Source organism: Nocardioides luti, assembly GCF_014212315.1.
In the GTDB taxonomy this organism is placed as follows: Bacteria; Actinomycetota; Actinomycetes; order Propionibacteriales; family Nocardioidaceae; genus Nocardioides; species Nocardioides luti.
The window spans coordinates 2,315,445-2,337,370 of the sequence record NZ_JACKXE010000001.1; the positions used below are offsets into that span (position 1 = coordinate 2,315,445).

General features: G+C 73.7%; 20 protein-coding genes. 7 read left to right on the top strand and 13 right to left on the bottom strand.

Features of this window, described 5'->3' with window-relative positions; all coding sequences use genetic code 11:
- Position 1 precedes the first annotated feature (1 nt).
- Positions 2–682 carry an EcsC family protein gene (locus H5V45_RS11060; RefSeq protein ID WP_185252970.1) on the top strand — a complete coding sequence of 227 codons (681 nt, stop codon included), beginning with the start codon at positions 2–4 and terminating at the stop codon, positions 680–682.
- On the opposite strand, the gene H5V45_RS11065 is transcribed toward H5V45_RS11060, so the two are convergent.
- From H5V45_RS11065 to H5V45_RS11115, 11 genes are all read right to left on the bottom strand, one after another.
- Entirely contained in the window at positions 643–1,857 is a 1,215-nt protein-coding gene (locus H5V45_RS11065) for a hypothetical protein (RefSeq protein WP_185252971.1), read from the bottom strand. The genes H5V45_RS11060 and H5V45_RS11065 overlap by 40 nt on opposite strands.
- Positions 1,854–2,999, bottom strand: coding sequence for a hypothetical protein (locus H5V45_RS11070; RefSeq protein WP_185252972.1), 1,146 nt, complete (start codon positions 2,997–2,999; stop codon positions 1,854–1,856). The genes H5V45_RS11065 and H5V45_RS11070 overlap by 4 nt, the downstream gene beginning before the upstream one ends.
- Positions 2,996–4,081 (bottom strand): hypothetical protein, encoded by a 1,086-nt coding sequence (locus H5V45_RS11075; RefSeq protein ID WP_185252973.1) that lies wholly within the window; start codon positions 4,079–4,081, stop codon positions 2,996–2,998. The genes H5V45_RS11070 and H5V45_RS11075 overlap by 4 nt, the downstream gene beginning before the upstream one ends.
- Positions 4,078–5,046 (bottom strand): hydroxymethylglutaryl-CoA lyase, encoded by a 969-nt coding sequence (locus tag H5V45_RS11080; RefSeq protein ID WP_185252974.1) that lies wholly within the window; start codon positions 5,044–5,046, stop codon positions 4,078–4,080. Before H5V45_RS11080 ends, H5V45_RS11075 begins: the two co-directional genes overlap by 4 nt.
- Positions 5,043–7,055 (bottom strand): ATP-binding protein, encoded by a 2,013-nt coding sequence (locus H5V45_RS11085; RefSeq protein ID WP_185252975.1) that lies wholly within the window; start codon positions 7,053–7,055, stop codon positions 5,043–5,045. Before H5V45_RS11085 ends, H5V45_RS11080 begins: the two co-directional genes overlap by 4 nt.
- Positions 7,056–7,060: 5 nt before the next feature.
- Complete coding sequence (locus H5V45_RS11090) at positions 7,061–8,647, bottom strand: carboxyl transferase domain-containing protein (protein WP_185254604.1); 1,587 nt, start codon at positions 8,645–8,647, stop codon at positions 7,061–7,063.
- 158 nt (positions 8,648–8,805) lie between these two features.
- Positions 8,806–9,000, bottom strand: coding sequence for a hypothetical protein (locus H5V45_RS11095; RefSeq protein ID WP_185252976.1), 195 nt, complete (start codon positions 8,998–9,000; stop codon positions 8,806–8,808).
- Positions 9,001–9,050: 50 nt separating this feature from the next.
- Positions 9,051–11,132, bottom strand: coding sequence for an MMPL family transporter (locus H5V45_RS11100; protein WP_343061518.1), 2,082 nt, complete (start codon positions 11,130–11,132; stop codon positions 9,051–9,053).
- A gap of 115 nt (positions 11,133–11,247) precedes the next feature.
- Positions 11,248–12,063 carry a TSUP family transporter gene (locus H5V45_RS11105; protein ID WP_185252978.1) on the bottom strand — a complete coding sequence of 272 codons (816 nt, stop codon included), beginning with the start codon at positions 12,061–12,063 and terminating at the stop codon, positions 11,248–11,250.
- On the bottom strand, positions 12,060–13,445 hold the full coding sequence (locus H5V45_RS11110; protein ID WP_185252979.1) for an MBL fold metallo-hydrolase: 1,386 nt from the start codon (positions 13,443–13,445) through the stop codon (positions 12,060–12,062). Before H5V45_RS11110 ends, H5V45_RS11105 begins: the two co-directional genes overlap by 4 nt.
- Positions 13,442–13,753, bottom strand: coding sequence for a rhodanese-like domain-containing protein (locus H5V45_RS11115; RefSeq protein ID WP_185252980.1), 312 nt, complete (start codon positions 13,751–13,753; stop codon positions 13,442–13,444). The genes H5V45_RS11110 and H5V45_RS11115 overlap by 4 nt, the downstream gene beginning before the upstream one ends.
- A 107-nt stretch (positions 13,754–13,860) precedes the next feature.
- Between H5V45_RS11115 and trxA the strand changes: the two genes are divergently transcribed.
- Genes trxA through H5V45_RS11135 form a run of 4 tightly spaced genes read left to right on the top strand, consistent with a single transcriptional unit; the run spans position 13,861 to position 15,833 of the window.
- A complete protein-coding gene (gene trxA, locus H5V45_RS11120) occupies positions 13,861–14,235 on the top strand; it encodes a thioredoxin (RefSeq protein WP_185252981.1) in 375 nt (124 codons plus the stop codon).
- Position 14,236: 1 nt separating this feature from the next.
- Positions 14,237–14,500, top strand: coding sequence for a metal-sensing transcriptional repressor (locus tag H5V45_RS11125; protein ID WP_185252982.1), 264 nt, complete (start codon positions 14,237–14,239; stop codon positions 14,498–14,500).
- A gap of 35 nt (positions 14,501–14,535) precedes the next feature.
- Positions 14,536–15,135 (top strand): SACE_7040 family transcriptional regulator, encoded by a 600-nt coding sequence (locus tag H5V45_RS11130; RefSeq protein ID WP_343061519.1) that lies wholly within the window; start codon positions 14,536–14,538, stop codon positions 15,133–15,135.
- An 11-nt stretch (positions 15,136–15,146) separates the two neighbouring features.
- Complete coding sequence (locus H5V45_RS11135; RefSeq protein WP_185252983.1) at positions 15,147–15,833, top strand: peptidoglycan-binding protein; 687 nt, start codon at positions 15,147–15,149, stop codon at positions 15,831–15,833.
- 10 nt (positions 15,834–15,843) lie between these two features.
- Here H5V45_RS11135 and H5V45_RS11140 read toward each other — a convergent pair whose 3' ends face one another.
- Positions 15,844–16,518 carry an SWIM zinc finger family protein gene (locus H5V45_RS11140; RefSeq protein WP_185252984.1) on the bottom strand — a complete coding sequence of 225 codons (675 nt, stop codon included), beginning with the start codon at positions 16,516–16,518 and terminating at the stop codon, positions 15,844–15,846.
- On the bottom strand, positions 16,515–19,331 hold the full coding sequence (locus H5V45_RS11145) for an SNF2-related protein (protein ID WP_185252985.1): 2,817 nt from the start codon (positions 19,329–19,331) through the stop codon (positions 16,515–16,517). The genes H5V45_RS11140 and H5V45_RS11145 overlap by 4 nt, the downstream gene beginning before the upstream one ends.
- A gap of 104 nt (positions 19,332–19,435) precedes the next feature.
- Here H5V45_RS11145 and H5V45_RS11150 point away from each other — a divergent pair, with 104 nt between their 5' ends.
- Complete coding sequence (locus H5V45_RS11150; RefSeq protein WP_185252986.1) at positions 19,436–19,924, top strand: glutathione peroxidase; 489 nt, start codon at positions 19,436–19,438, stop codon at positions 19,922–19,924.
- A gap of 379 nt (positions 19,925–20,303) precedes the next feature.
- A complete protein-coding gene (locus tag H5V45_RS11155) occupies positions 20,304–21,809 on the top strand; it encodes a DHA2 family efflux MFS transporter permease subunit (protein ID WP_343061520.1) in 1,506 nt (501 codons plus the stop codon).
- Positions 21,810–21,926 lie beyond the last annotated feature (117 nt).

A 21,926-nucleotide genomic window follows, 5' to 3' on the forward strand; every position in this document is an offset into this window, starting at 1 on the left:
CATGAGTGTGAAGAGCAACGTCGGCAAGCGCCTGGCGCCACGCATCACGAGCCTGGCCCCCGACCTCACGACCTCCTTCGTGCGCGAGGCACTGAACCGCGCCATCCTCGGCGCCGGTCCGCTGCCCGCCGCCGCGAAGGCCGCCGACAAGCAGCTCGCCGAGCAGAAGGGCGACGTCGGCAAGGCCGTCCACGAGGTGATCGAGAACCACGTCCGCTACGCCGGCGCCCAGGGCTTCGTCACCAACATCGGCGGCCTGGTCACCGCGGCCCTCACGATCCCGACGAACATCACCGGCCTGGCGCTGATCCAGTGCCGGATGGTCGCGGGCATCGCGCACCTGCGCGGCTACGACCTGCAGGACCCGCGGGTCCGCAACGCGATCCTGACCTGCATCCTCGGCGAGGACTCGGTCAACTCGCTCGTGAAGAAGAAGAAGCTCCCGGCCCCGCCGATGGCGCTCGCCACGGCACCGGCGCACGACCCCGACCTGGACCGGATCATCTCCGCCGAGGTCGCCTCCGAGCTGATCACCAAGGTCGCCGGCAAGCGCCTGGCGATGACGGTCGGGCGCCGGGTCCCGGTGGTCGGCGGTGTCGTCGGAGCGGGGGCTGACGGCTACGCCACCTGGCGGATCGGCCGCTACGCCGACCGCGAGCTCCTGCCGCGCAGCACGCGGTAGGCCTTGAGGGCGCGCCGGCCGGTGCTGCCGTCCTGCAGGCGGCGTACGAGCTTCTCGCGCCAGCGGTAGGTCGGGCGCAGGTAGGACCGCTCGAGCGCGAGCTGGGTGTCGCGCAGCTCGGCGGAGAGCCGGCCCTCGACGCCGCGCAGCCGCGCGGTCTCGAGGAGCAGCGCCCGGATGGCGTCGACGGCCGCGCCCGCGACCTGCTTGTTGTTCGGGCGGTCGGGGTCCGCCCAGTCCGCGAGCGGGGCCGGGCCGGCCAGGTCGTCCAGGTCGCCGACGACGTCGTACCCGCGCTTCTCGACCTCGGCGCGCCACGACGCCGCGACCTCCTGCGCCCACGGGTGGACGTCGGGCGGCAGGGCCAGGCGCGGTGAGGCGGTGCGCTGCGACAGCGTCTGGTGGGCGAGCAGCTCGCGCACCAGCGGCCGGTAGTCCGGCGGGTCGATGACCCGGTTGGCGGCCAGGTTGATGCGGCGCACGAGCGCCGTCTCGGGGACGCCGAGCGAGGGGTTGACCCGCTCCGCCTCGAGGTCGAGCTCGATGCCCTCCAGCCCGAACGCCCGGCTGAAGCGCTCCCAGAGCAGCTGCGGCGGGCCACCGGGCGGCGGCACGGTCACGAGGTGGACGCGGTCCGGAGGCAGGTCGCCGCCCCAACGGTCGAGGATGTCCGGCACCTCCTGGACGCCCCAGAACCACGACGACAGCCGGCTCTCGCGCAGCGGGTCGCGGATCTCCTCGAGGAAGCGCTGGTAGCTGATCACGCTGCGGTGCTTGACGTTCTCCTGCCACTCGGCCGGGATCTGGCGGACCAGGTCGCGCACCGAGAGGATCACGTGGACCTCGGTGCCGTCCTCGTGGCCCAGCGACGCGAGCGCGCGGGCCACCTGCGAGCGGGACGCGGTCGCGAGGATCTCGTGGCTGATGATCGAGGTGCCGCGGGCACGGCGCACCTCGCCGGCGAGCCGGTCCCAGGCACCGACCGCCTCGGTCTCGAGCCCGCCCCACGGCAGCCGCATCAGGTCGAGCGCGGCCAGGAAGTGCGCGTCGAAGCGGTCGGCCGGGTAGTGCAGGCCGTGCGCGAGCAGCAGGCGACGGTTCCGGAACAGCACGTCCTGGAGGTACGACGTGCCGGTCTTGGGGGTGCCGACGTGCAGGAGGACCCGCTTCGTCACATCCGCTCCTTGCCGTCGTCCGGGGCGCCCACACGCCCGCCGTCCAGCAGGAACCTGATCGCCAGCGCGAGGGTGCCCTCGTCGGACGGGACCGCGCCGGGGTCCCCCGCGGGGGCCCGTGCCGGCAGCAGCGTGTCCAGGTCGCCGTGGACAGCGTAACCAGCACGGCCGAGGTCGTCGCGCATCCGGGCGCCACGGCGTCGCAGCCAGCCGGCGTGCCGGGCGGGCACACCGAGCGCCGGTCCGTCGTGGGCGGCCAGCAGCGGGCGCAGGGTGTCGCGGAGCAGCACCTGGCAGGGCTCGCGGAGGACCAGCAGGCGCAGGACGGCGCCGACCCGGCGGGCCAGGTCGGTCGCGTCGGCCGAGACCGGCGGCGCAGGCGTGAAGCCACGGCGTACGCCGACCAGGCGCGGGAGCGCGGCAGGATCGAGCACGATCCGCACGCGGTCGGCGCCGACCCGCCCGCTCCAGGCCCGGGCCTGGCGCACGAGGTCGACCGAGCGGGGCACCTGGTTGCGCCGGGCCAGGGTGGCGACCCAGTCGGGCCACGGCGGCGCCCCCTCGTCGAAGCACAGCGACGTCCAGGCGTCGACGAGCATCCGGTCCAGGTGGGTGCCCGTCACCAGGATCACCGAGCCGCGCCCGCCCGGCGGCCGGCCGCGGGCGACCAGCTGGGCGCGGACGGGGTCGGCGATCTCGGGGTCGCCGACGACCCGGTAGCGCGTCCGCCACGGACGGAGGCGGGCCACGCGTGGCTCCGGCGGCTCGCCGAGCGCGACGACGTCCTCGGCCACCAGGCCGGTGGCCACGCGGAGCAGCTCGTCGGCCGACAGGTCACCCGGGTCCACGGGCGGCGGGCCGAAGGCGCGCGGCGCCATCCCGCCCACGAGCTCGAGGTCCGGACGGCCGCGGCCGGGTGCGGAGGCGGCGAGCACCCGCTCGACGAGCACCGGGCCGGGGCGCCCGGCGACGTTGAGCCGGCGCAGCAGCTCGAGCTGCTGGGCACCGGGCACCACCCGGCCCGCAGGCTCGGCGGCGTCGCTCCAGTCCAGCCAGGGCGTCGTCCCCCCGGCCCGCAGGTGGGCGACCCAGCCCCAGGCGCGGCGGACGCCGGGCGTGAGCTGGTCCGGCGCCGGCGTCACGGCCGCCGCAGCCGCTGGGCCTGCGTGCGCACCCGCCGCACGAGCTGCCGCTCCGGGTCGGGGCGGCTCGCGGCCTCTTGGGTCATCGCCGACAGCGCGGCCAGGGCGACGCGGAGCTGCTTCTTGGCCTTTACGCGGTCGGGGTCGTTCCACCGCTGGCCCTCGGGCAGGCGGAGCGGCTGCAGGTCGTCGAGGCTGCCGATTACGTCGACCCCGCTGCCCACGATCCACTCGCGCCAGCGCTCGGTCTCCGCGTCGGCCCAGTCGAAGAGGTCCTCGCGCAGCCGGACCGGGCGCGACGAGCGGGCCGCGAGCGTGCCCTCGGCCAGGGTGCGCCGGATCAGGTCGTCGTACGCCGGGTCGCGGTTCACCCGGCCGACGCGTTTGTTCAGCTTGCGGATCACCTGGGTCTCGGCGGCGCCCAGGCCCTGGTTGGTGTTCGCGCTGTCGAGCGGCGCCCAGGCGGGGTCGATCCCGAGCACGCCGCACATCCGCCGCCAGAGCAGGTCGCGGTCGCTGCCGGCCGGGGGCACCGTGACGACGTGCACCCGCTCGGGGGGCAGGCCCGCGCCCCAGGTGCCCAGGACCGTCGGGAGGTCGAAGGCCCGGTAGAACCACGGGCTGCCGTTCTCGACCTTGGTGAGGAACTGCCGGTAGGACCACTTGCGGCCCTGCTTGATGCTCTCCTGCCAGGCCGCGGGGATCTGGCGGGCGAGGTCGCGGGCGCTGTAGACGACGTGCACCTCGTGGCCGGACAGGTCCCGCATCACGCGCGCGACCTGCGCGGGCGAGGCGGGCGCGAGGATCTCGTGGCTGACGACGACCGTGCCCTTGCGCCGGTTGACCTGCCGCACCAGCGCGGGCCAGCCGCCCTCGGCATGGCCGGGCGCGCCACCCCAGTCCTGGCCGAGCAGGTCGAGCGCCGCGCGGAAGTGGAAGAGCCCCGGGCTGACGAGCGGCGACTTCGTGGGGAAGTGCACGCCGTGGCGGGCCAGCGAGCGGGCGTTCAGCGCCAGGCGGTCCTGCAGGTAGGTCGTCCCCGTCTTGGGTGCGCCGATGTGCAGGAAGACGCGACGGCTCATGCCCCCGATTCTGCCGTACCGCCCGCCCGGTCCCCCGCGAGGGCGCGCACCACGGCCGACGGCGACGGGCGGCCCAGGTGGCCGGCCATCCAGGCGCTCGTCGCCACGACCTGCTCGAGGTCGACGCCGTGCTCGATCCCGAGCCCGTCGAGCATCCACACGAGGTCCTCGGTGGCCAGGTTGCCGGTCGCGCTCTTGGCGTACGGGCAGCCGCCGAGGCCGCCCGCGCTGGCGTCGTACGTCGTCACGCCGGCCTGCAGCGCGGCGTACGTGTTGGTCAGCGCCTGGCCGTAGGTGTCGTGGAAGTGCAGGGCGAGCTGGTCGACGGCCATGCCGGCGGCGCCGAACGCGTCGAGGAGCGCCGTGACGTGACCGGCGGTGCCGACGCCGATCGTGTCGCCGAGGCTGAGCTGGCTGGCGCCGAGGTCGAAGAGCCGCTTGCCGACGGTGACGACCTGCTCGAGCGGGACCGCCCCCTCCCACGGGTCGCCGAAGCACATCGAGACGTAGGCCCGGACGTCCAGACCCGCCTCCCGGGCGCGGACGACGGTGGGCTCGAACATCGCGAACTGCTCGTCGAGGCCTCGGTTGAGGTTCTTCTGCGCGAAGGTCTCGGTGGCCGAGCCGAAGATCGCGATGTGCCGCGCGCCGAGCTCCAGGGCGCGGTCCAGGCCGCGCTCGTTGGGCACCAGCACCGGCAGCTCGCCGGCCCGCGCGCCGAGGCGCTCGTGCAGCAGCGTCATCAGGTCGCCTGCGTCCGCGAGCTGCGGGACCCACTTCGGGTGCACGAAGCTGGTCGCCTCGACGACCGGCAGCCCGGCCGCGAGCAGCCGCTCGACGAACTCGGCCTTGACCTCGGTCGGGACCAGGGCCTTCTCGTTCTGCAGGCCGTCGCGGGCGCCGACCTCGTAGATCGTCACCCGCTCGGGGAGGCCGTCCGCGCGGACCACCGTGGGGGTCCTCATGCGTCGGCGCCCGTCGTCGCGTCGGGCCCCGCGGCGTCGGCGTCGGCGTCGCTGTCCTCCTGGGCGTCGGCGTCGGGCTCGACGAGGAACAGCCGGGCGCCGAGCGCGACCTGGTCGCCGGTCGCGACGTCGACCGCGCCGACGGTGCCGGCGAAGGGCGCCTTGAGGCTGAGCTCCATCTTCATCGCCTCGAGCACCCCGAGGACGTCGCCCTCGGCGACCGCCTGGCCGGCCTCGACGCGGACGTCGAGGACGGTGCCGGGCATCGGCGAGAGGATCGAGCCGTCGCCGGCGGCGGGGCCGTGGTCGGCGAAGGCGTCGGGGCGGTCGAAGACGAAGCGGTGCCCCTCGTAGGACACCTCGGCGATGTGCGGCTGCACGTTGACGGTGGCCCGGACCCGCCGGCCGTCGACGGTCAGCACGGCGACGTGGTGCTCGGCGCTGAGCTGGCGTACGTCGTGGTCGCCGACGCGACCGCGGGCCCGGTCGACCAGCACGGTCTCGTCGAGCTCGACGACGGTCGGCGCCGGGTCCGCCCCGAGGCGCCACCCGTCGGACTGGAACGGGTGGCCGGTGTCCTGCAGCGCCACGAGCATCGCCTGGATCCACGCGACGAAGACCCGCGGCACGTCCCGCGCCGGCTCCTCGATCGTCTGCTGGTCGAGCCAGGCGGTGTCGATGGTCGCGTCGCGGAACTCGTCGCTCGCGACCAGCGTGCGCAGGAAGCCGGCGTTGGTCGTGAGGCCGAGGATCGCGGTGTCGTCGAGGGCGGCGACCAGGCCGCGGCGGGCGGCCTCGCGGTCCGGACCGCGGACGATGATCTTGCCCAGCATGGGGTCGTACGACGTGCTGACGACCTGCCCGTCCTCCAGGGCCTCGTCGACGCGGACCGTGGTGGCGTCGGGCAGGCCGGTGCCGGCGCCGCCGGGCCAGCGCACCAGCGTGGCCGTGCCCGCCTGGGGCAGGAAGCCGTGGAACGAGTCCTCGGCGTACACCCGCGCCTCGATGGCGTGGCCGCTCAGGCTGAGCTCGTCCTGGCGGAAGGGCAGCGGCTCGCCGGACGCGACGAGCAGCTGGAGCCGCACCAGGTCGACGTGCTCGCCGGGCGCGCCGGTGGCGCGCTGCTGGGGGGTCGAGTGGACGACGACCGACTCCGTCACCGGGTGCTCGACCTGGAGGCGGGTGTTCATCTCGAGGAAGTAGACCTCGCCGGTGTCGTCGTCGAGGAGGAACTCGACGGTGCCGGCGTTGACGTAGCCCACGTGCGCCGCGAGGGCCACGGCCGCGTCGGTGACCGTGCGGCGTACCTCCTCGGAGATCGTGGGCGCGGGCGCCTCCTCCAGCACCTTCTGGTGGCGGCGCTGGGTCGAGCAGTCGCGCTCGAAGAGGTGCACGACGTTGCCGTGGGTGTCGGCGAGCACCTGGACCTCGATGTGGCGGCCGTGCTCGACGTACTTCTCGACCAGGATCGTGTCGTCGCCGAACGCGGACGCGGCCTCGCGCTTCGCGGCCGCGATCGCCTCGGCGAGGTCGGCCTCGGCACGGACGATGCGCATCCCCTTGCCCCCGCCGCCGGCGGCGGCCTTGACGAGCACCGGATAGGACATGGCGCCGGCCTCGCCCTCGCCGCGCGGGACGACCGAGACGCCGGCGGCGATCGCGATCTCGCGGGCGGCGTCCTTGCGCCCCATCTGCTCCATGACGGCGGAGGACGGGCCGACCAGGGTCAGGCCGGCCTCCTCGACGGCGCGGGCGAAGGCGGCGCGCTCGGAGAGGAAGCCGTAGCCGGGGTGCACCGCGTCGGCGCCCGCGCTCACGGCGGCCGCGACCACCTCGTCGATGTCGAGGTAGCTCGACACGCGCACCGCCTCGTCGGCCTCGCGCACGTGCGCGGCGCCCTGGTCGAGGTCGGAGTGGATCGCGACGCTGCGGACCCCGGCCGCACGGCAGCCGCGGATGATCCGGCGGGCGATCTCGCCACGGTTGGCGATCAGGACGGACGTCACCATGCTGCTCACATCCTGAAGATGCCGTAGGAGGGCTCCGGGATCGGCGCGTTCGCCGCCGCGGCGAGGCCCATGCCGAGCACCCGGCGGGTGTCGGCGGGGTCGATGATGCCGTCGTCCCAGAGGCGGGCGGTGGAGTAGTACGGCGAGCCCTGGTGCTCGTACTGGTCGCGGATCGGGGCCTTGAAGCCCTCCTCGTCGTCGGCGGACCACTCCTGGCCCTTCGCCTCGAGGCCGTCGCGCCGGACGGTCGCGAGCACGGAGGCGGCCTGCTCGCCGCCCATGACGGAGATCCGGGCGTTCGGCCACATCCACAGGAAGCGCGGGTCGTAGGCCCGTCCGCACATGCCGTAGTTGCCGGCGCCGAACGAGCCGCCGATGATGACGGTGAACTTCGGGACGACCGAGCAGGCGACGGCCGTGACGAGCTTGGCGCCGTCGCGGGCGATGCCGCGGTTCTCGTACTCGCGGCCGACCATGAAGCCGGTGATGTTCTGCAGGAACACCAGCGGCACGCCGCGCTGGTTGCACAGCTCGATGAAGTGGGCGCCCTTGAGCGCGGACTCGCTGAAGAGGATGCCGTTGTTCGCGACGATCCCCACCGGGTGGCCGTGGATCCGCGCGAAGCCGCAGACCAGGGTCTCGCCGTAGAGCTTCTTGAACTCGTGCATCCGGCTGCCGTCGACGACCCGCCGGATCACCTCGCGGACGTCGTACGGCGTGCGCGTGTCGGCCGGCACCACGTCGTACAGCGTCGAGGGGTCCTCGTGCGGCTCCTCGACCAGCTCGCTCGGTGGTTGAGGAAGGCGTCCTGCGCCTGTCTCGAAACCACCGTGCCGCGGGAGCGTGTCGACGATGCTGCGCACGATCGCGACCGCGTGCGCGTCGTCCTCGGCGAGGTGGTCGACGACGCCCGAGGTGCGGGCGTGCACGTCGCCGCCGCCGAGGTCCTCGGCCGTGACGACCTCGCCGGTCGCGGCCTTCACCAGCGGCGGGCCGCCGAGGAAGATCGTGCCCTGGTTCTTCACGATCACGGTCTCGTCGGACATCGCCGGGACGTAGGCGCCGCCGGCGGTGCACGAGCCCATCACGCTGGCGATCTGCGGGATGCCGCGCGCGGAGAGGTTGGCCTGGTTGAAGAAGATCCGGCCGAAGTGCTCGCGGTCGGGGAAGACCTCGTCCTGCATCGGCAGGAAGGCCCCGCCGGAGTCGACGAGGTAGACGCAGGGCAGGCGGTTCTCGGCCGCGACGGCCTGGGCGCGCAGGTGCTTCTTCACGGTGATCGGGTAGTACGTGCCGCCCTTGACCGTCGCGTCGTTCGCGACCACCACGACCTCGCGGCCGCTGACCCGGCCGATGCCGGTGACGATCCCCGCGCTGGGAACGGCGGTGTCGTCGGCGGCGTCCTTGCCGTACATCCCGGTCGCGGCCAGCGGGCTGAGCTCGAGGAACGGGCTGCCCGGGTCGAGCAGCCGGTCCACCCGCTCACGCACCAGCAGCTTGCCACGGTCGGTGTGCTTGGTCCGGGCCGCCTCGCTGCCACCCTCCCGCACCCGCGCGAGGCGCTGCCGCAGGTCGTCGACGAGGTCCCGCATCTCCTGGCTCACGGGGCAAGGTTAGCGAGCGTTAACCGGGGCGTCCACGTGCCGGCGGATTCACCGGGTACCCGGTGAATCCGGCGCTCCTGTCATGGAGTTCCGTGACAGGAGCGCCAGTTCCGTGACACCAGTCCGGCAGGAGCTGAGCAGCGGACTCAGGAACGGCCGAAGAGCCGCTTGAGGAAGCCCCGGCCGTCGCTCGGGCCGGCGGCAGCGGCCTTCTCGGCGGCGCTGTGGCCGCCCGGGCACCAGTCCCCGGCAGGCACGCCGGCCCTGACGGTGGCGACGTGCTGGCCGCAGCCGGCCCAGGTCGTCTTGCCGCAGGTCTTGCATCGGACTGCTCGGCACATGGGTGGTTCTCCTTCGGATCGGGTGTGGTGGAGCGGGGGGTCGGGACGGGTCAGCTGTGGGAGAAGCGGATGTCGGGGAGGACGCGCGTGAGCCAGCGCGGAGTCCACCATGCTGCCCGGCCGGTCAGGCGCAGGAGTACGGGCAGCAGGACCAGCCGGACGAGGAAGGCGTCGAGGAGCACGGCGATGCCGAGCACGATGCCCATCTCCTTGGGCGGCAACGGCCCGGACAGCGCGAAGGTGAAGAACACCGCGACCATCACGGCGCCGGCCGCGAAGATCACCCGGCCGGAGTGGGCCAGCGAGCCCACCAGGGCGTCCTTAGGGTCACCGGACTGCTCGAAGTGCTCCTTGGCCGAGGCGAGCAGGAAGACGGTGTAGTCCATCGCGATCGCGAAGATCATCGCGAAGAAGAACACCGGCGCCCAGGCGTCGAGGAAGCCCTGCGACTCGAAGCCCATGACACCGGAACCCCAGCCCTCCTGGAAGACGAGTCGGGCGACGCCGAAGGCCGCCGCGGTCGAGAGCAGGCTCGCGAGCGTCCCGAGCAGCGCGATGAGCGGGGCCCGGAGGGCGATGAGCAGCAGCAGGAACCCGAGCGCGAGGATCACGCCGATCACCAGCGGGGTGGAGTCGTCGAGCTGGGTCTTGAGGTCGAGGTTCTCGACCGCGGCCCCGCCGACGTACGCCGAGGCGGGCAGGTCGGCGCGGAGCCGGTCTACGGTGGCGCTCAGAGCGGGGTCGGAGGGGTCGACGTCGGGCACCGCCTGGATCAGGGCGTACGACGACCCGTCGGCTGCCGGCGTCGCCGGCATCGCACCGGCGATCCCGCTGTCGTCGGCGAGGACGGCGGACGCCTCGGCCGCGTCGGCCTCGTTCACCACGATCGTGAGGGTCCCCGGAGCACCGTCGCCGAACGCGCCCTGGACGAGGTCGTAGCCCACACGGGCCGAGGCGTCCTCCGGCAGCACCTTGATGGACGGCATGGCGGTCTTCAGCCCGAGCACCGGGGCGGCCAGCGCGAGCAGCACCACGAGGGCGGCCAGGCCGAAGACGACCGGACGCTTCCACAGGCGCTCACCCCAGGCGGCGAACGTCGGGGAGCGGTGCTCACCGGAGTGCGACCAGGGCAACGACAGCTTGTTGATGCGGGTGTCGAGCTTGACGAGCACCAGGGGCAGCAGGGTCAGGGTGGCGGCGAGGACGAAGACGACGGCGAGCATGATGCCGCCTGCCATCGAGCGGAACGACGGGGACGGCACCAGCATCACGGCCGACAGCGAGATGAGCACGGTCGCGCCGGACAGCAGCACCGCCTTGCCCGCGGTGTCCATGGTCTCGGCGACGGCCTCGCGGGCGGTGCGGCCCGAGCCCCAACGCGAGGCGCGGTAGCGGACCACGATGAAGAGCGCGTAGTCGATGCCGAGGGCGAGCGCGAACATCATCGCGAAGTTCATCGCCCAGATCGAGACCGGGACGACGTGGTTGATCAGCACCAGGGAGCCGGCCGACGCGACCAGTCCGGCCAGCGTCAGGATCAGCGGCAGCCCGGCGGCCACCAGCGCACCGAAGGCGAGCACCAGGATCGCGAGCGTGACGGGCCACGAGAACATCTCGGACTTCAGCATCGCCGAGAGGTTGGCCTCGTCGAAGTCCGACCAGAGCAGCGAGGCACCGGTCGGGTTCACCTGGATCCCCGACTGGGAGAGACCCTGCAGGGGACCCTTGAGGTCGTCGGCGACGCGGACCATCTCGTTGGGGTCGGCGTCAGCACCGGCCACCAGGACCGCGGTCGTGCCGTCCTTGCTGAGGGTGGCGCCGGGCTGGGGCTGGACCACGTCGGCGATGCGCAGGTCCTCCTCCAGGATCGCGGTGGCCCGGGCCAGAACCTGCTTGCCGGCACCCGAGGTGAGAGGTCCGTCGGTGGAGTGGACGACGACCTGGATGGCGGTGGACGCATTGCCGCCGAAGTGCTCCTGGGCGAGCTCGCGGGCGGTGACGGAGTCGGATCCGTTCGCCTGCCAGCCGGCTCCGGACAGCTCGGTCTCGACCCGCGGGGCGAAGGCGCCGAGGCCGACGATGACGAGCAGCCAGACGACCGTGGTCAGCCGGGCGTGGCGGGTGACGGCCACGCCGAGCCTGCCCAGGGGGCCGGATCGGGAGCCGAGGTCGGGATCGGGTGACGAAGCGTGGCGACGGGTGGCCGTCGAGGTCATGGCGGTCTCTTCCGTGAGGAGGGCTGGAGGATCAGACGAGGGAGGGAAGGGCCCGCGCCGCGGTGTAGACCGCGACGACGAGCACGAGGACGGTGAAGGCGACCTGAAGGCGGCGGGTGTCGACCCGGCACGCCAGCCGGGCACCGAGCACGGCGGCCGCCGCCGAGGCGGCGGTCAGGGCCAGCACCAGCCACCAGTCGGGGGCGACGCCGACGCCGGCGCGCACCGCGAGCGCCATCGCGCTGGTCATCGTGATGACGACGAGCGAGGTGCCGACGGCGTACTCCATCGGCAGCGCGAGGGCGAGCAGGAGGGCAGGGACGACCAGGAAGCCGCCACCCACCCCGAGGAAGCCGGTGAGGAGGCCGACCACGGTCGCGGTGACGAGCACCTTGAGCGCGCGCGGGCACTGGCAGGCGAAGGTCGGGCTGAAGGTGATGATCGGCTCGTCCAGCACGCGCGGGTGATCGCCCGCGCCGCCCCGGCGGCGCCACAGCCGCAGCGCCATGACGGCGGCCACGACGAGCATCAGCACGGCGAAGCAGGCGAGCAGCACCGGCCCGGGCACGTGCGTCGAGGCCTTCGCCCCGACCACCGCCCCGCCCAGCGCCACCGTGCCGAAGGCGACGCCCCGGGCGAGCAGCACGTGGCCGGAGCGGTACGCCGTCACGGCGCCGATCAGTGAGGTCACGCCGACCACGACCAGCGAGCCGGTCGTCGCCTGCGCGGGGCTCTGGCCCAGCGCGTAGACCAGCACCGGGACCGCGAGGATCGAGCCGCCGCCGCCGAGCGCACCGAGGCTGAGCCCGATCAGCCCACCGGCCGCGATCGCGAGGACGAGGGTCACGCCGACTCCGGGCCGACCAGGTGCAGCCCGACCTCCGCGGCGTGGTCGAACGAGTCGTCGATCGCGACGAGGGTCCGGCCGGCCGCGTCGAGCAGCGACGCCGCGACCGAGGCGCGGTAGCCGCCGGCGCAGTGCACCCAGACCTCCCCCGCCGGCACCTCGCCGACCCGGGTGGGCAGCTCGTGGAGCGGGATGTTCACGGCACCCGCGATCCGGGCCGCGTCGTGCTCGTCGGCGCGGCGGACGTCGAGCACGACGACCTCACGGTGGTGCCGCACCTGGGCGAGGTCGGCGAAGGTCGCGGTGGGGAAGGAGGCCAGGGCGCCCGTGGCCCAGTCCTCGGGACCGCCGGTGGCGTGCGCGGCCGGGCGGTCGATGCCGATCCGGACCAGCTCGCGCTGGGCCCGGGCGACGTCGGCAGAGGTCTCGCCGAGCAGGGTCAGCGGCGCGCCCCAGGGCAGCAGCCAGCCGAGGTAGGTGACGAAGCCGCCGTCGAGACCGAAGTTCAGCGTGCCAGGGGCGTGCCCGGCGGCGTACGCCGTGCGGGTGCGCAGGTCGACGACCCACTCGCCGGCCTCGATGCGCCGGCGCAGCTCGACCGCGTCGGCGACGGCGGGAGCCGACAGGTCGGGCTCGCCAGGGCCGGCCGCGTTGGCCGGCGCCATGTGGGCGTAGTACGCCGGCCACGGGCCCAGCCCCTGCAGCAGCTCGCGCACCCAGGTGTCGACGTCCTGGACCAGGACCGGGTTGGCCTGCCTCTCCCGGCCGATCGTCGACGAGGTGGCGTCCGACTGGGTCGCCGAGCAGAACGAGCCGAACCCGTGGGTCGGGAAGACGGCCGCCTCGTCGGGGAGCAGGTCGGCCAGCCGCCGCGCGGACGCGTACTGGTGGTGCACCAGGTCATGGGTGTGCTCGGCGCCGAGCAAGTCCGGGCGCCCGGTGGCGCCGTAGAGCAGCGACCCGCCGGAGAAGACACCGACGGCGGTGTCGGTGGCCGCGTCGACCAGGGCGTAGCTCAGGTGCGTGAAGGTGTGCCCCGGGGTCGCGAGGGCCGTGACCCGCATCCGCGTGCCGATCGCCAGGACCTCGCCGTCGGTGACCGGCGTGCGCGTGAAGGAGACCGCGTCGGCCGCGTTGACGACGTACGCCGCCCCCGTCCGCGCCGCGAGCGCGAAGCCCCCCGTGACGTAGTCGTTGTGGAGGTGCGTCTCGAGGACGTGGGTCAGCCGCACGTCGTGCTCGTCGAGGAGTGCCAGGACGCGGTCGATGTCGCGCTGGGGGTCGACGACGAAGGCGACCTCCCCGTCGTGGACGAGGTAGCTGCGGTCGCCGAGGGTCGGGGTGTCGATCGTGACGATCGTCAGCTCTCGGAGCTCGGTCATCGGGCACCGACCTCAACCGGACGCCCGGAGGCGATCCAGGCCCGCGTCCCACCCGTGACGTCGACGGCGTCGTAGCCCCCGGCAGCGAGCAGGTCGCACATGGCCCGGCTGCGGTTGCCGCTGGCGCAGATGACGTGCACGGGTGCGAGGCGGGACAGGTCGCCCATCCGGGCGGACAGTCGGCCCATCGGGATGGAGACGGCACCGGGCACGTGGCCGGCGGCATACTCCGCCGGCTCGCGCACGTCCACGAGGACGGCTCCTCGGTCCAGCTTCGCCGCCAGCCGGTCCACGTCGATCTCAAGCATCTCGGTCCTCTCCGCTCGTCTAAGATACCCCCCGGGGTATGTGTGATGGACTCACGTTAACACCCCCCGGGGTATTGTCAAACCCACCGGAAGAGGAGGATCCACCCATGAGTGCACGCACGCTGACCGCGGAGAACTTCGAGCAGACCGTCCTGGAGAACGACGTCGTCCTCGTCGACTTCTGGGCGTCCTGGTGCGGCCCGTGCCGCCAGTTCGCCCCGATCTACGAGGCCGCCGCCCAGGCCCACGACGACGTCGTCTTCGGCTCGGTCGACACCGAGGCCGAGCAGCAGCTGGCTGCGATGGCGCAGATCACGTCCATCCCGACGCTGATGGCCTTCAAGGAGGGGACGCTGGTCTTCGCCCAGCCGGGCGCGCTGCCGGCCGCCGCCCTCGAGCAGCTGATCAGCCAGGTCAAGGAGCTCGACATGGAGAAGGTCCGCGCCGAGCAGGACGCCGCCGCGCCCGACGGCGAGGCCTGACGTGGAGCTCGACCCGCAGGAGATGGTCCCGGTCATCAACCGGATCAAGCGTGCCCAGGGCCAGCTGGCCGGCGTGCTCAAGATGCTGGAGGAGGGCCGGGAGTGCGAGGACGTCGTCACCCAGCTCGCCGCGGTCTCCAAGGCGCTCGACCGGGCGGGGTTCGCCATCGTGTCGACCGGGCTCCAGCAGTGCCTGACCCGGGGTGACGGCCTCGACGGCCTCGACGTGAAGAAGATGGAGAAGCTCTTCCTCTCCCTCGCGTGAGCGGCGCCCGCGTTAGCGAACGCTAACCTTGGGCGGTGACCACCGACGTGAGCACCGGGGCTCCCGGTCCGCTGAGCCGTCGCGAGCAGATCCTCGCCACGGCCGCGGAGCTCTTCGCGGCGCGCGGCTTCCACGGCGTCTCGGTCGCCGACCTCGGCGCGGCGGTCGGCATCTCCGGCCCGGCGCTCTACAAGCACTTCGTCTCGAAGGACGCCGTCCTCGCCGAGATGCTGGTCTCGATCAGCCAGGACCTGCTCTCCGTCGGCCGCAGCCGGGTCGCCGACGCGGCCGGCCCCGCGGACGCGCTGGTCGCCCTCGTCGACTGGCACGTCGACTTCGCGCTCCGGCACCGGCCGCTGATCGTCGTCCAGGACCGCGACTGGGAGTCCCTGCCCCGCGAGGCGCGCGAACGCGTCCGTACCCTCCAGCGGGAGTACGTCGACCTCTGGGCCGACCAGCTCCGGCTGGTGCACGGCGGTCTGGCCCTCGAGCGCGCGCGGGCGATGGCGCACGCGGCGTTCGGCCTGATCAACTCCACCCCGCACAGCGGCCTGCTGCCCGACGTCCCCATGCACGACCTCCTGCGCCAGATGGCGCTGGGCGCGCTCGGCCTCGACGACCCGGACCGCCGGTGAAGCGGTCACGCGTGCTGGTCCTCGCCGCGGTCCTCGGCCTGCTCGCCGGGGTCCTCGTCGCCTTCCTGGTGCCCGGCACCCGGACGACAGGTCCCTCCGCGGACGCCGACCCGCTCGGCCTCGGCGTGCCGTTCCGCGACCTCCCCGACTGCACCGGCGCGAGCATCCTGGTGATCGGCTTCGGCGAGAGCCGGGCGCCGCTGGCGGCGGCCATCCAGGACAACGCGGGCGCCGACGTGAGCTACCTGCGCACCGCGGACTCGTGCGCGGCCGTCTACGGCCGCGAGACGCAGCCCGCCCCGACGTACGTCGCCTACCTCGGGCCCTACGACAGCCCCAGCGAGGCCTGTGCCCAGCGGATGACGCCGGCGCACCGTGGCGACAACGTCACCCGGCTCCGCGCCAGCAGCCGGATCCACGTGCAGTGCATCTGCGAGCTGCCGACCGAGACCTTCCCGGAGCTGGCCGTCGGGCGCCCGCAGGACGCCGCGACCCAGATCTGGACCCGCGCCCTCCAGACCACGCTCGACGACATCGGCCGCAACCCCACCCACCACATCAACGGGGTCTACGACCAGCGCACGGCCGACCTGGTGCGGACCTTCCAGTCCTTCCGCGACGTCGCGGACACCGGCGTCACGGACACCGACACCTGGCAGCTGATCCGGACGCGGGCGTGCGGGGAGTACGACTACTGAGCCGGACCGCTCAGAAGAGGTGGTCGACCGGTCGCTCCGGGTCGTCGAGCAGGTCGAGCACCCGGGCCGCCCGCAGCGCGGCGTCCAGGCCCGTCTCGAGGTCGTCGCCGACCGGGGGCTCGGGGTCGGGCACCGCCCGGGCGTGCAGCTCGGCCAGCAGGTCGTCGCGGGCCAGGCCGCGCAGCCCGAGCAGCACGAACGGGTCGGCCTCGATCAGCCAGGTCAGCTGGTAGAGCACGCCGAGCGCGTGCGCGCACGGGTCCACCCAGGCGTCGCAGGTGCAGGCCGAGGCCAATTCGCCGCCGTACGGCAGGAGCTCGACGCCCGCCTCCTCCGCGTGCTCGACCAGCGTGTGCGGCAGCTCACCGGCCAGCAGCGCCGCGACCCGCCCGGCCTCGGCCGCGACCGTCTCGACCAGGGCGCCGCGCGACGGGAGGTCGAGCAGCGGGACCGAGCCCGAGACCGTCCACAGCCCCTGGTCGTCCTCGACGGCCGCCACGAAGCCACCCTCGTCGGTCGTGATCTGCCCGATCCGCCCCGAGCGCGACAGGGCGCGGCCGGCGACCAGGTCGCGATCGGCGTACGCCGACTCCTCGACGGCCCGCACCCACGCCTTGCCCCACCAGGTGCTCGCCCGGGCCGCGCCGCGGCAGGCGGCGACGCGGGGGTGCACCAGCGCGGTCAATCCGGGTCCTCGAGGTCGGTGCGACGCAGGCTGACGAAGTCGCGCAGGTCCTCGTTGCTCAGCTCGGTCAGCGCCGCCTCGCCCCCGCCGAGGACGGAGTCCGCGATGGCCCGCTTGCGGCCGAGCAGCTCGGCGATCCGCTCCTCGACGGTGCCGCGGGTGACCAGGCGGTGCACCTGCACCGGCCGGGTCTGGCCGATCCGGTAGGCGCGGTCCGTCGCCTGCTCCTCGACGGCCGGGTTCCACCAGCGGTCGAAGTGGATGACGTGGTCGGCGCGGGTCAGGTTGAGGCCGGTGCCGCCGGCCTTCAACGACAGCAGGAACACCGGGACGCTGCCCTCGTCGTCGGCCTGGAAGCGCGCCACCATCGCCTCGCGCTCGCGCACGGGCGTGCCGCCGTGCAGGAACTGGTGCGGGACACCCGCCCGGGCCAGGTGGGTCTCCAGCAGCCGCGCCATGGCGACGTACTGCGTGAAGACCAGCACCGCACCGTCCTCCGCGAGCACCGTGCCGACCAGCTCGTCGAGGAGGTCGAGCTTCTGCGAGCGGCCGGACAGCCGGGTGCCGGACTGCTTGAGGAAGTGCGCGGGGTGGTTGCAGATCTGCTTGAGCCCGGTCAGGAGCATCAGCACCAGGCCGCGCCGGGTGGCCGGGTCGCTGGGGTCGGCCCGTTCGATGCGCTCCATCGTGTCGCGCACGTACGCCTCGTAGAGCACGACCTGCTCGCGGGTCAGACCCAACGGGTGGTCGGTCTCGGTCTTGGCGGGCAGCTCGGGCGCGATGCCGGGGTCGGACTTGCGGCGCCGCAGCAGGAACGGCCCGATCAGGTCGGCGAACTGGCGGGCCTTGGTCGGCTCGAGCCCGGACTCGATCGGCGCGGCCCAGACCTTGCGGAAGGCATTGCGGCTGCCGAGCAGTCCCGGCGTGGCCCAGTCGAGGATCGACCACAGCTCGGTCAGGTCGTTCTCGACCGGGGTGCCGGTCAGCGCGACGCGGGCGGCGCTGGGGATCTCGCGCAGCGCCCGTGCGGTGGAGGTGCGGGCGTTCTTGACGTGCTGCGCCTCGTCCGCGACGACCAGGCCCCACCCGACCGAGGCGAGCAGGACGTGGTCGCGGCGCATGGTGCCGTACGTCGTCAGCACGAACCCGGGGCCGGTGAGCCCCTCGGCCCCGGCGAGCCCGCCGAGGTCGCGCTGGGAGCCGTGGAAGCGCCGCACCGGGACGCCGGGGGCGAAGCGGGTGATCTCGGCCTCCCAGTTGCCCAGGAGGCTGGCCGGGCAGACCACGAGGGTGGGCCCGGGCGCGACCCGGCCCGCGGCCGCCGCCTGCTCGCTGCGGTGCAGGTGCAGCGCGATCAGCGTGACGGTCTTGCCGAGCCCCATGTCGTCGGCGAGGCAGGCGCCGAGCCCGAGGTCGGTCATCTCGGCCAGCCAGGTCAGACCGTGGCGCTGGTAGTCGCGCAGCGTCGCCGCCAGGCCCGCCGGCACCGCCACCGGGTCGCGGGTCGCCGCACCGAGCAGCCGCTCGCGGACCTTGAGCAGGCTCGCCCCGACGACGACCTGCTCCTCCTGCTCGTCCACCTGGACGATCCCGGTGAGCGTCGCCGCGACCGCCTGGGCGGGCTTGACCGTGCGGACCAGCCGCTTGCGCGCCTTCCGGGCGATCGCCGGGTCGACGACGGTCCAGCCGCCGCGCAGCCGCAGGATCGGCGCTGCCGAGCCGGCCAGCTGGTCCATCTCCTCGTCGGTCAGCGGGTCGCCGTGCAGGGCGATCCGCCAGGAGAAGGCGAACATCGTGTCGAGGCCGAGCATCCCCTCCTGCAGCGGCTCCTCGCGACGACCGGCCGGCGCCCGGTCGAGCACGGTCGTGGCGGTGAGGTCGCGCCCCAGGCTGCGCGGCCAGAGCACGTCGACGCCGCGCTCGTGCAGCGCCCCCACGCCCCGGTCGAGCAGGCTGACCAGCTCGTCGGTGTCGAGGGTGATCTCGTCGGGCACCCGCAGCTCGAGCAGCCGGTCCAGCGGTGGCCACGCCTCCGCGGCCGCCCGCAGCGCGATGGTGGCGTGCGTGCGCGCCCGGTCGCCGAAGCCGTGACTGGCGCCGGGGCCGCTCTCGGTCCAGAGCAGCGCGGCGTCGCAGACGTGCAGCTGGTTGCGCTCGTCGTGGACCTGCAGCACCACGCGCAGCGAGCCCGCCACCAGCTCCTCCTCGTCGGCCTCGACCCGCAGGGAGATCGTGACGAGGTGCGGGCGGTCGTCGGGCGCGCTCAGGTGCCGCGCCAGCCGCGACTGCAGCCGGCTGGCGTAGTCGTCCGGGCCGGCCCGTCGGCGCGCGGCCGGGCCGCCCCGACCCCCCGGGCCGGTCGGCGTGGTCGTGGGGCGGCCGGCGGCGGACGCCGTCTGCCGGGTGGCGACCGGCGCGCTGCGGGGCATCGCGTCCGCGACCGCGTCGAGCACCTCGTGGACCAGGGCGGCGGCCTGGCGCTCGTCGACCCCGGCGTACGCCCGCGAGCGCGCGAGCATCTCGACCCGGTCCCGGTCGGCGTGGTCGAGCGCCGCGACCCGCCAGCTGGCCCCGCCCTCGACGGGCTCGAACTTCCCCGCCGCCACGAGCCGCATCCCGAGCAGGGCCGCCCCCGAGAGCAGCCCGACGCTCGGGTGCAGGTCGTCGCGCGCGTGCGCCCGGGTCAGCACCGGCAGGGCGGCACGGATCGGCAGCGCCACGGTGCGCCGCGCGTCGGTGAACTCCACGACGCCCTCGCGGGGCGGGTCGGCCGCACGGAAGACGGCCGGGCCCGTGACAGGGACGAAGCTCACCCGGTGCCCTCCCCTCGTCGACGCGTCCTCGGTGCCGGGACGCTAGCGTCCGCCGCCGACACCTCGACGCCCCCTGCTGAGGGGGCAACCCTAGGCTCGTCCCCATGAGCATCCTCGACGCCCCGATCGCCCGCCTCGACGGAACCCCCGCCACGCTCGGCGAGATCACCGGCGGTGGCCCCGCCCTCCTCGTCAACGTCGCCAGCAAGTGCGGCCTGACCCCGCAGTACACCGCGCTGGAGCAGCTGCAGGAGCAGTACGCCGACCAGGGCTTCACCGTCGTCGGCATCCCCTGCAACCAGTTCGGCGGCCAGGAGCCCGGCTCGTCCGAGGAGATCGCCGAGTTCTGCTCCGCGACCTACGGCGTCACCTTCCCCATGACCGAGAAGGTCGAGGTGAACGGCGAGGGCCGCCACCCGATCTACGACACCCTCGTCCAGACCCCCAACGAGAAGGGCGTCGACGGCGACATCACCTGGAACTTCGAGAAGTTCCTCGTCGACAGCCAAGGCCAGGTCGTCGCCCGCTTCAACCCCGGCCTCGAGCCGGACGACCCGGTCGTCGTCGGCGCGATCCAGCAGCTCCTCGCCTGAGACGCTCGCCGCGGGGCGGACCCACCCACCCCGGACCCCCACCCACCCGCACCGTCCGACGCGGGCGCGTGGCTGGCCGGGTGGGCGCGGGGAGCGCACCCACTGCGGGCGCGTCAAGGCGACCCACCGCCCGCCCTTCAACGGACTCCTTCACCGCACCGGTCTCTGCGGGCGGTCCCGGGAGCAAGCGCCCGCGGTGGGTGGGCGCACCGCGCCCACCCCGCGAGCACGGCCGACCAAGGGCTGCAAACGACCCGACCCCGTCGGACAGACCCGGCCCCGCCGGCCCCCACACCGGCGCGATCGGTGACCGATCGCACTCAGCGCAGCGACCAAAGTCGGATGCGCCCTGTCGGCGGTGCGACCTAGCCTCGACCGGGTGAGTACCGACACCTCTCCCCAGACCACCGAGAGCACCCCGCCCGACGGGAGCGGCGGCAGCGACCGCCTCGACCGGGGCGTCCTGATGGTCGCCGGCGTGGTCGTGCTGGGCGCGATCATGTCGATCCTCGACATCACGGTCGTGTCCGTGGCCCTCAACACCTTCCAGCGCGAGTTCGACGCGACGTCGGCGGAGGTCGCGTGGACGATGACGGGCTACACCCTGGCGCTGGCCAGCGTGATCCCGCTGACCGGCTGGGCGGCCGACCGCTTCGGCACCAAGCGGCTCTACCTCCTCGCGGTGCTGCTCTTCGCCGCCGGCTCGGCGCTCTGCGCCACGGCGGACAGCCTCGAGATGCTGGTGACCTTCCGGGTGGTCCAGGGGCTCGGCGGCGGCATGCTGATGCCGCTCGGCATGACGATCCTGACCCGCGCGGCCGGCCCCGAGCGGGTCGGCCGGGTGATGGCGGTGCTCGGCATCCCGATGCTGCTCGGCCCGATCTTCGGCCCCATCCTCGGCGGCGCGCTCATCGACTCGGCGAGCTGGCACTGGATCTTCCTCATCAACCTGCCGATCGGCGCCCTCGCGCTGGTCTACGCCTGGATCGTGCTGCCCGCCGACGAGGTGGAGCCGTCCGAGACGTTCGACTGGCTCGGCATGGTGCTGCTCTCCCCGGGCCTGGCGGCCTTCCTGTACGGCGTCTCCTCGATCCCCAGCGCCAAGGCCGAGCACGGCACCGTGTGGACCGCGCAGGTCGTCGCGCCGGCGATCATCGGGGCGCTGCTCATCGCGGCCTTCGTGCCGTGGGCACTCCACCGTCGCAACCTCCACCCGCTGGTCGACCTGCGGCTGTTCACGAACTCCCGGATGACGGTCGCCGTGATCGCGATGTCCCTCTTCGCAATCGCGTTCTTCGGGGCCAGCCTGCTCTTCCCGCTGTACTTCCAGCAGGTCCGCGGCGAGTCCGCGCTCCAGTCCGGGCTGCTGCTGGCGCCCCAGGGTCTCGGCGCGATGATCACGATGCCGCTGGCCGGGATCCTGGCCGACCGGATCGGCCCCGGCAAGATCGTGATGACCGGGATCGTCGTCATCACGGTCGGCATGGAGATGTTCACCCAGCTGAGCGAGAGCACGTCGTACGCCTACCTCCTCGGGGCGCTCTTCATCATGGGCCTCGGCATGGGCGGCACGATGATGCCGATCATGTCCGCCGCCCTGGCGACGCTGAAGGACCACACGGTCGCGCGCGGCTCCACGCTGCTCAACATCGTCCAGCAGGTCGCGGCCTCGATCGGCACGGCCGTCTTCGCGGTGCTGCTCACCAACGGCCTGCTCGAGGTCGACCCGACGGACCCGTCGGGCGCACCGGCCGCCACGGCGGACGCCTACGCCACGGTCTTCGTCGTCGCGACGATCATGGTGGCGGCCGTTCTGGTGCCGGCGTTCTTCCTGCCCCGGCGCCGGCTGGCCGCGTCGAGCGAGGCGCCGGTCGTCCTGCACTGAGACCGGCACCGACCCACCGCACCACCCCACGAGGGCGCGGCCGCACACCGCGGTCGCGCCCTCGCGGCGTCCGGCCGTCGCGCGCCACCGGACCCTCCGGAGGTCGTCCCGGCGCTG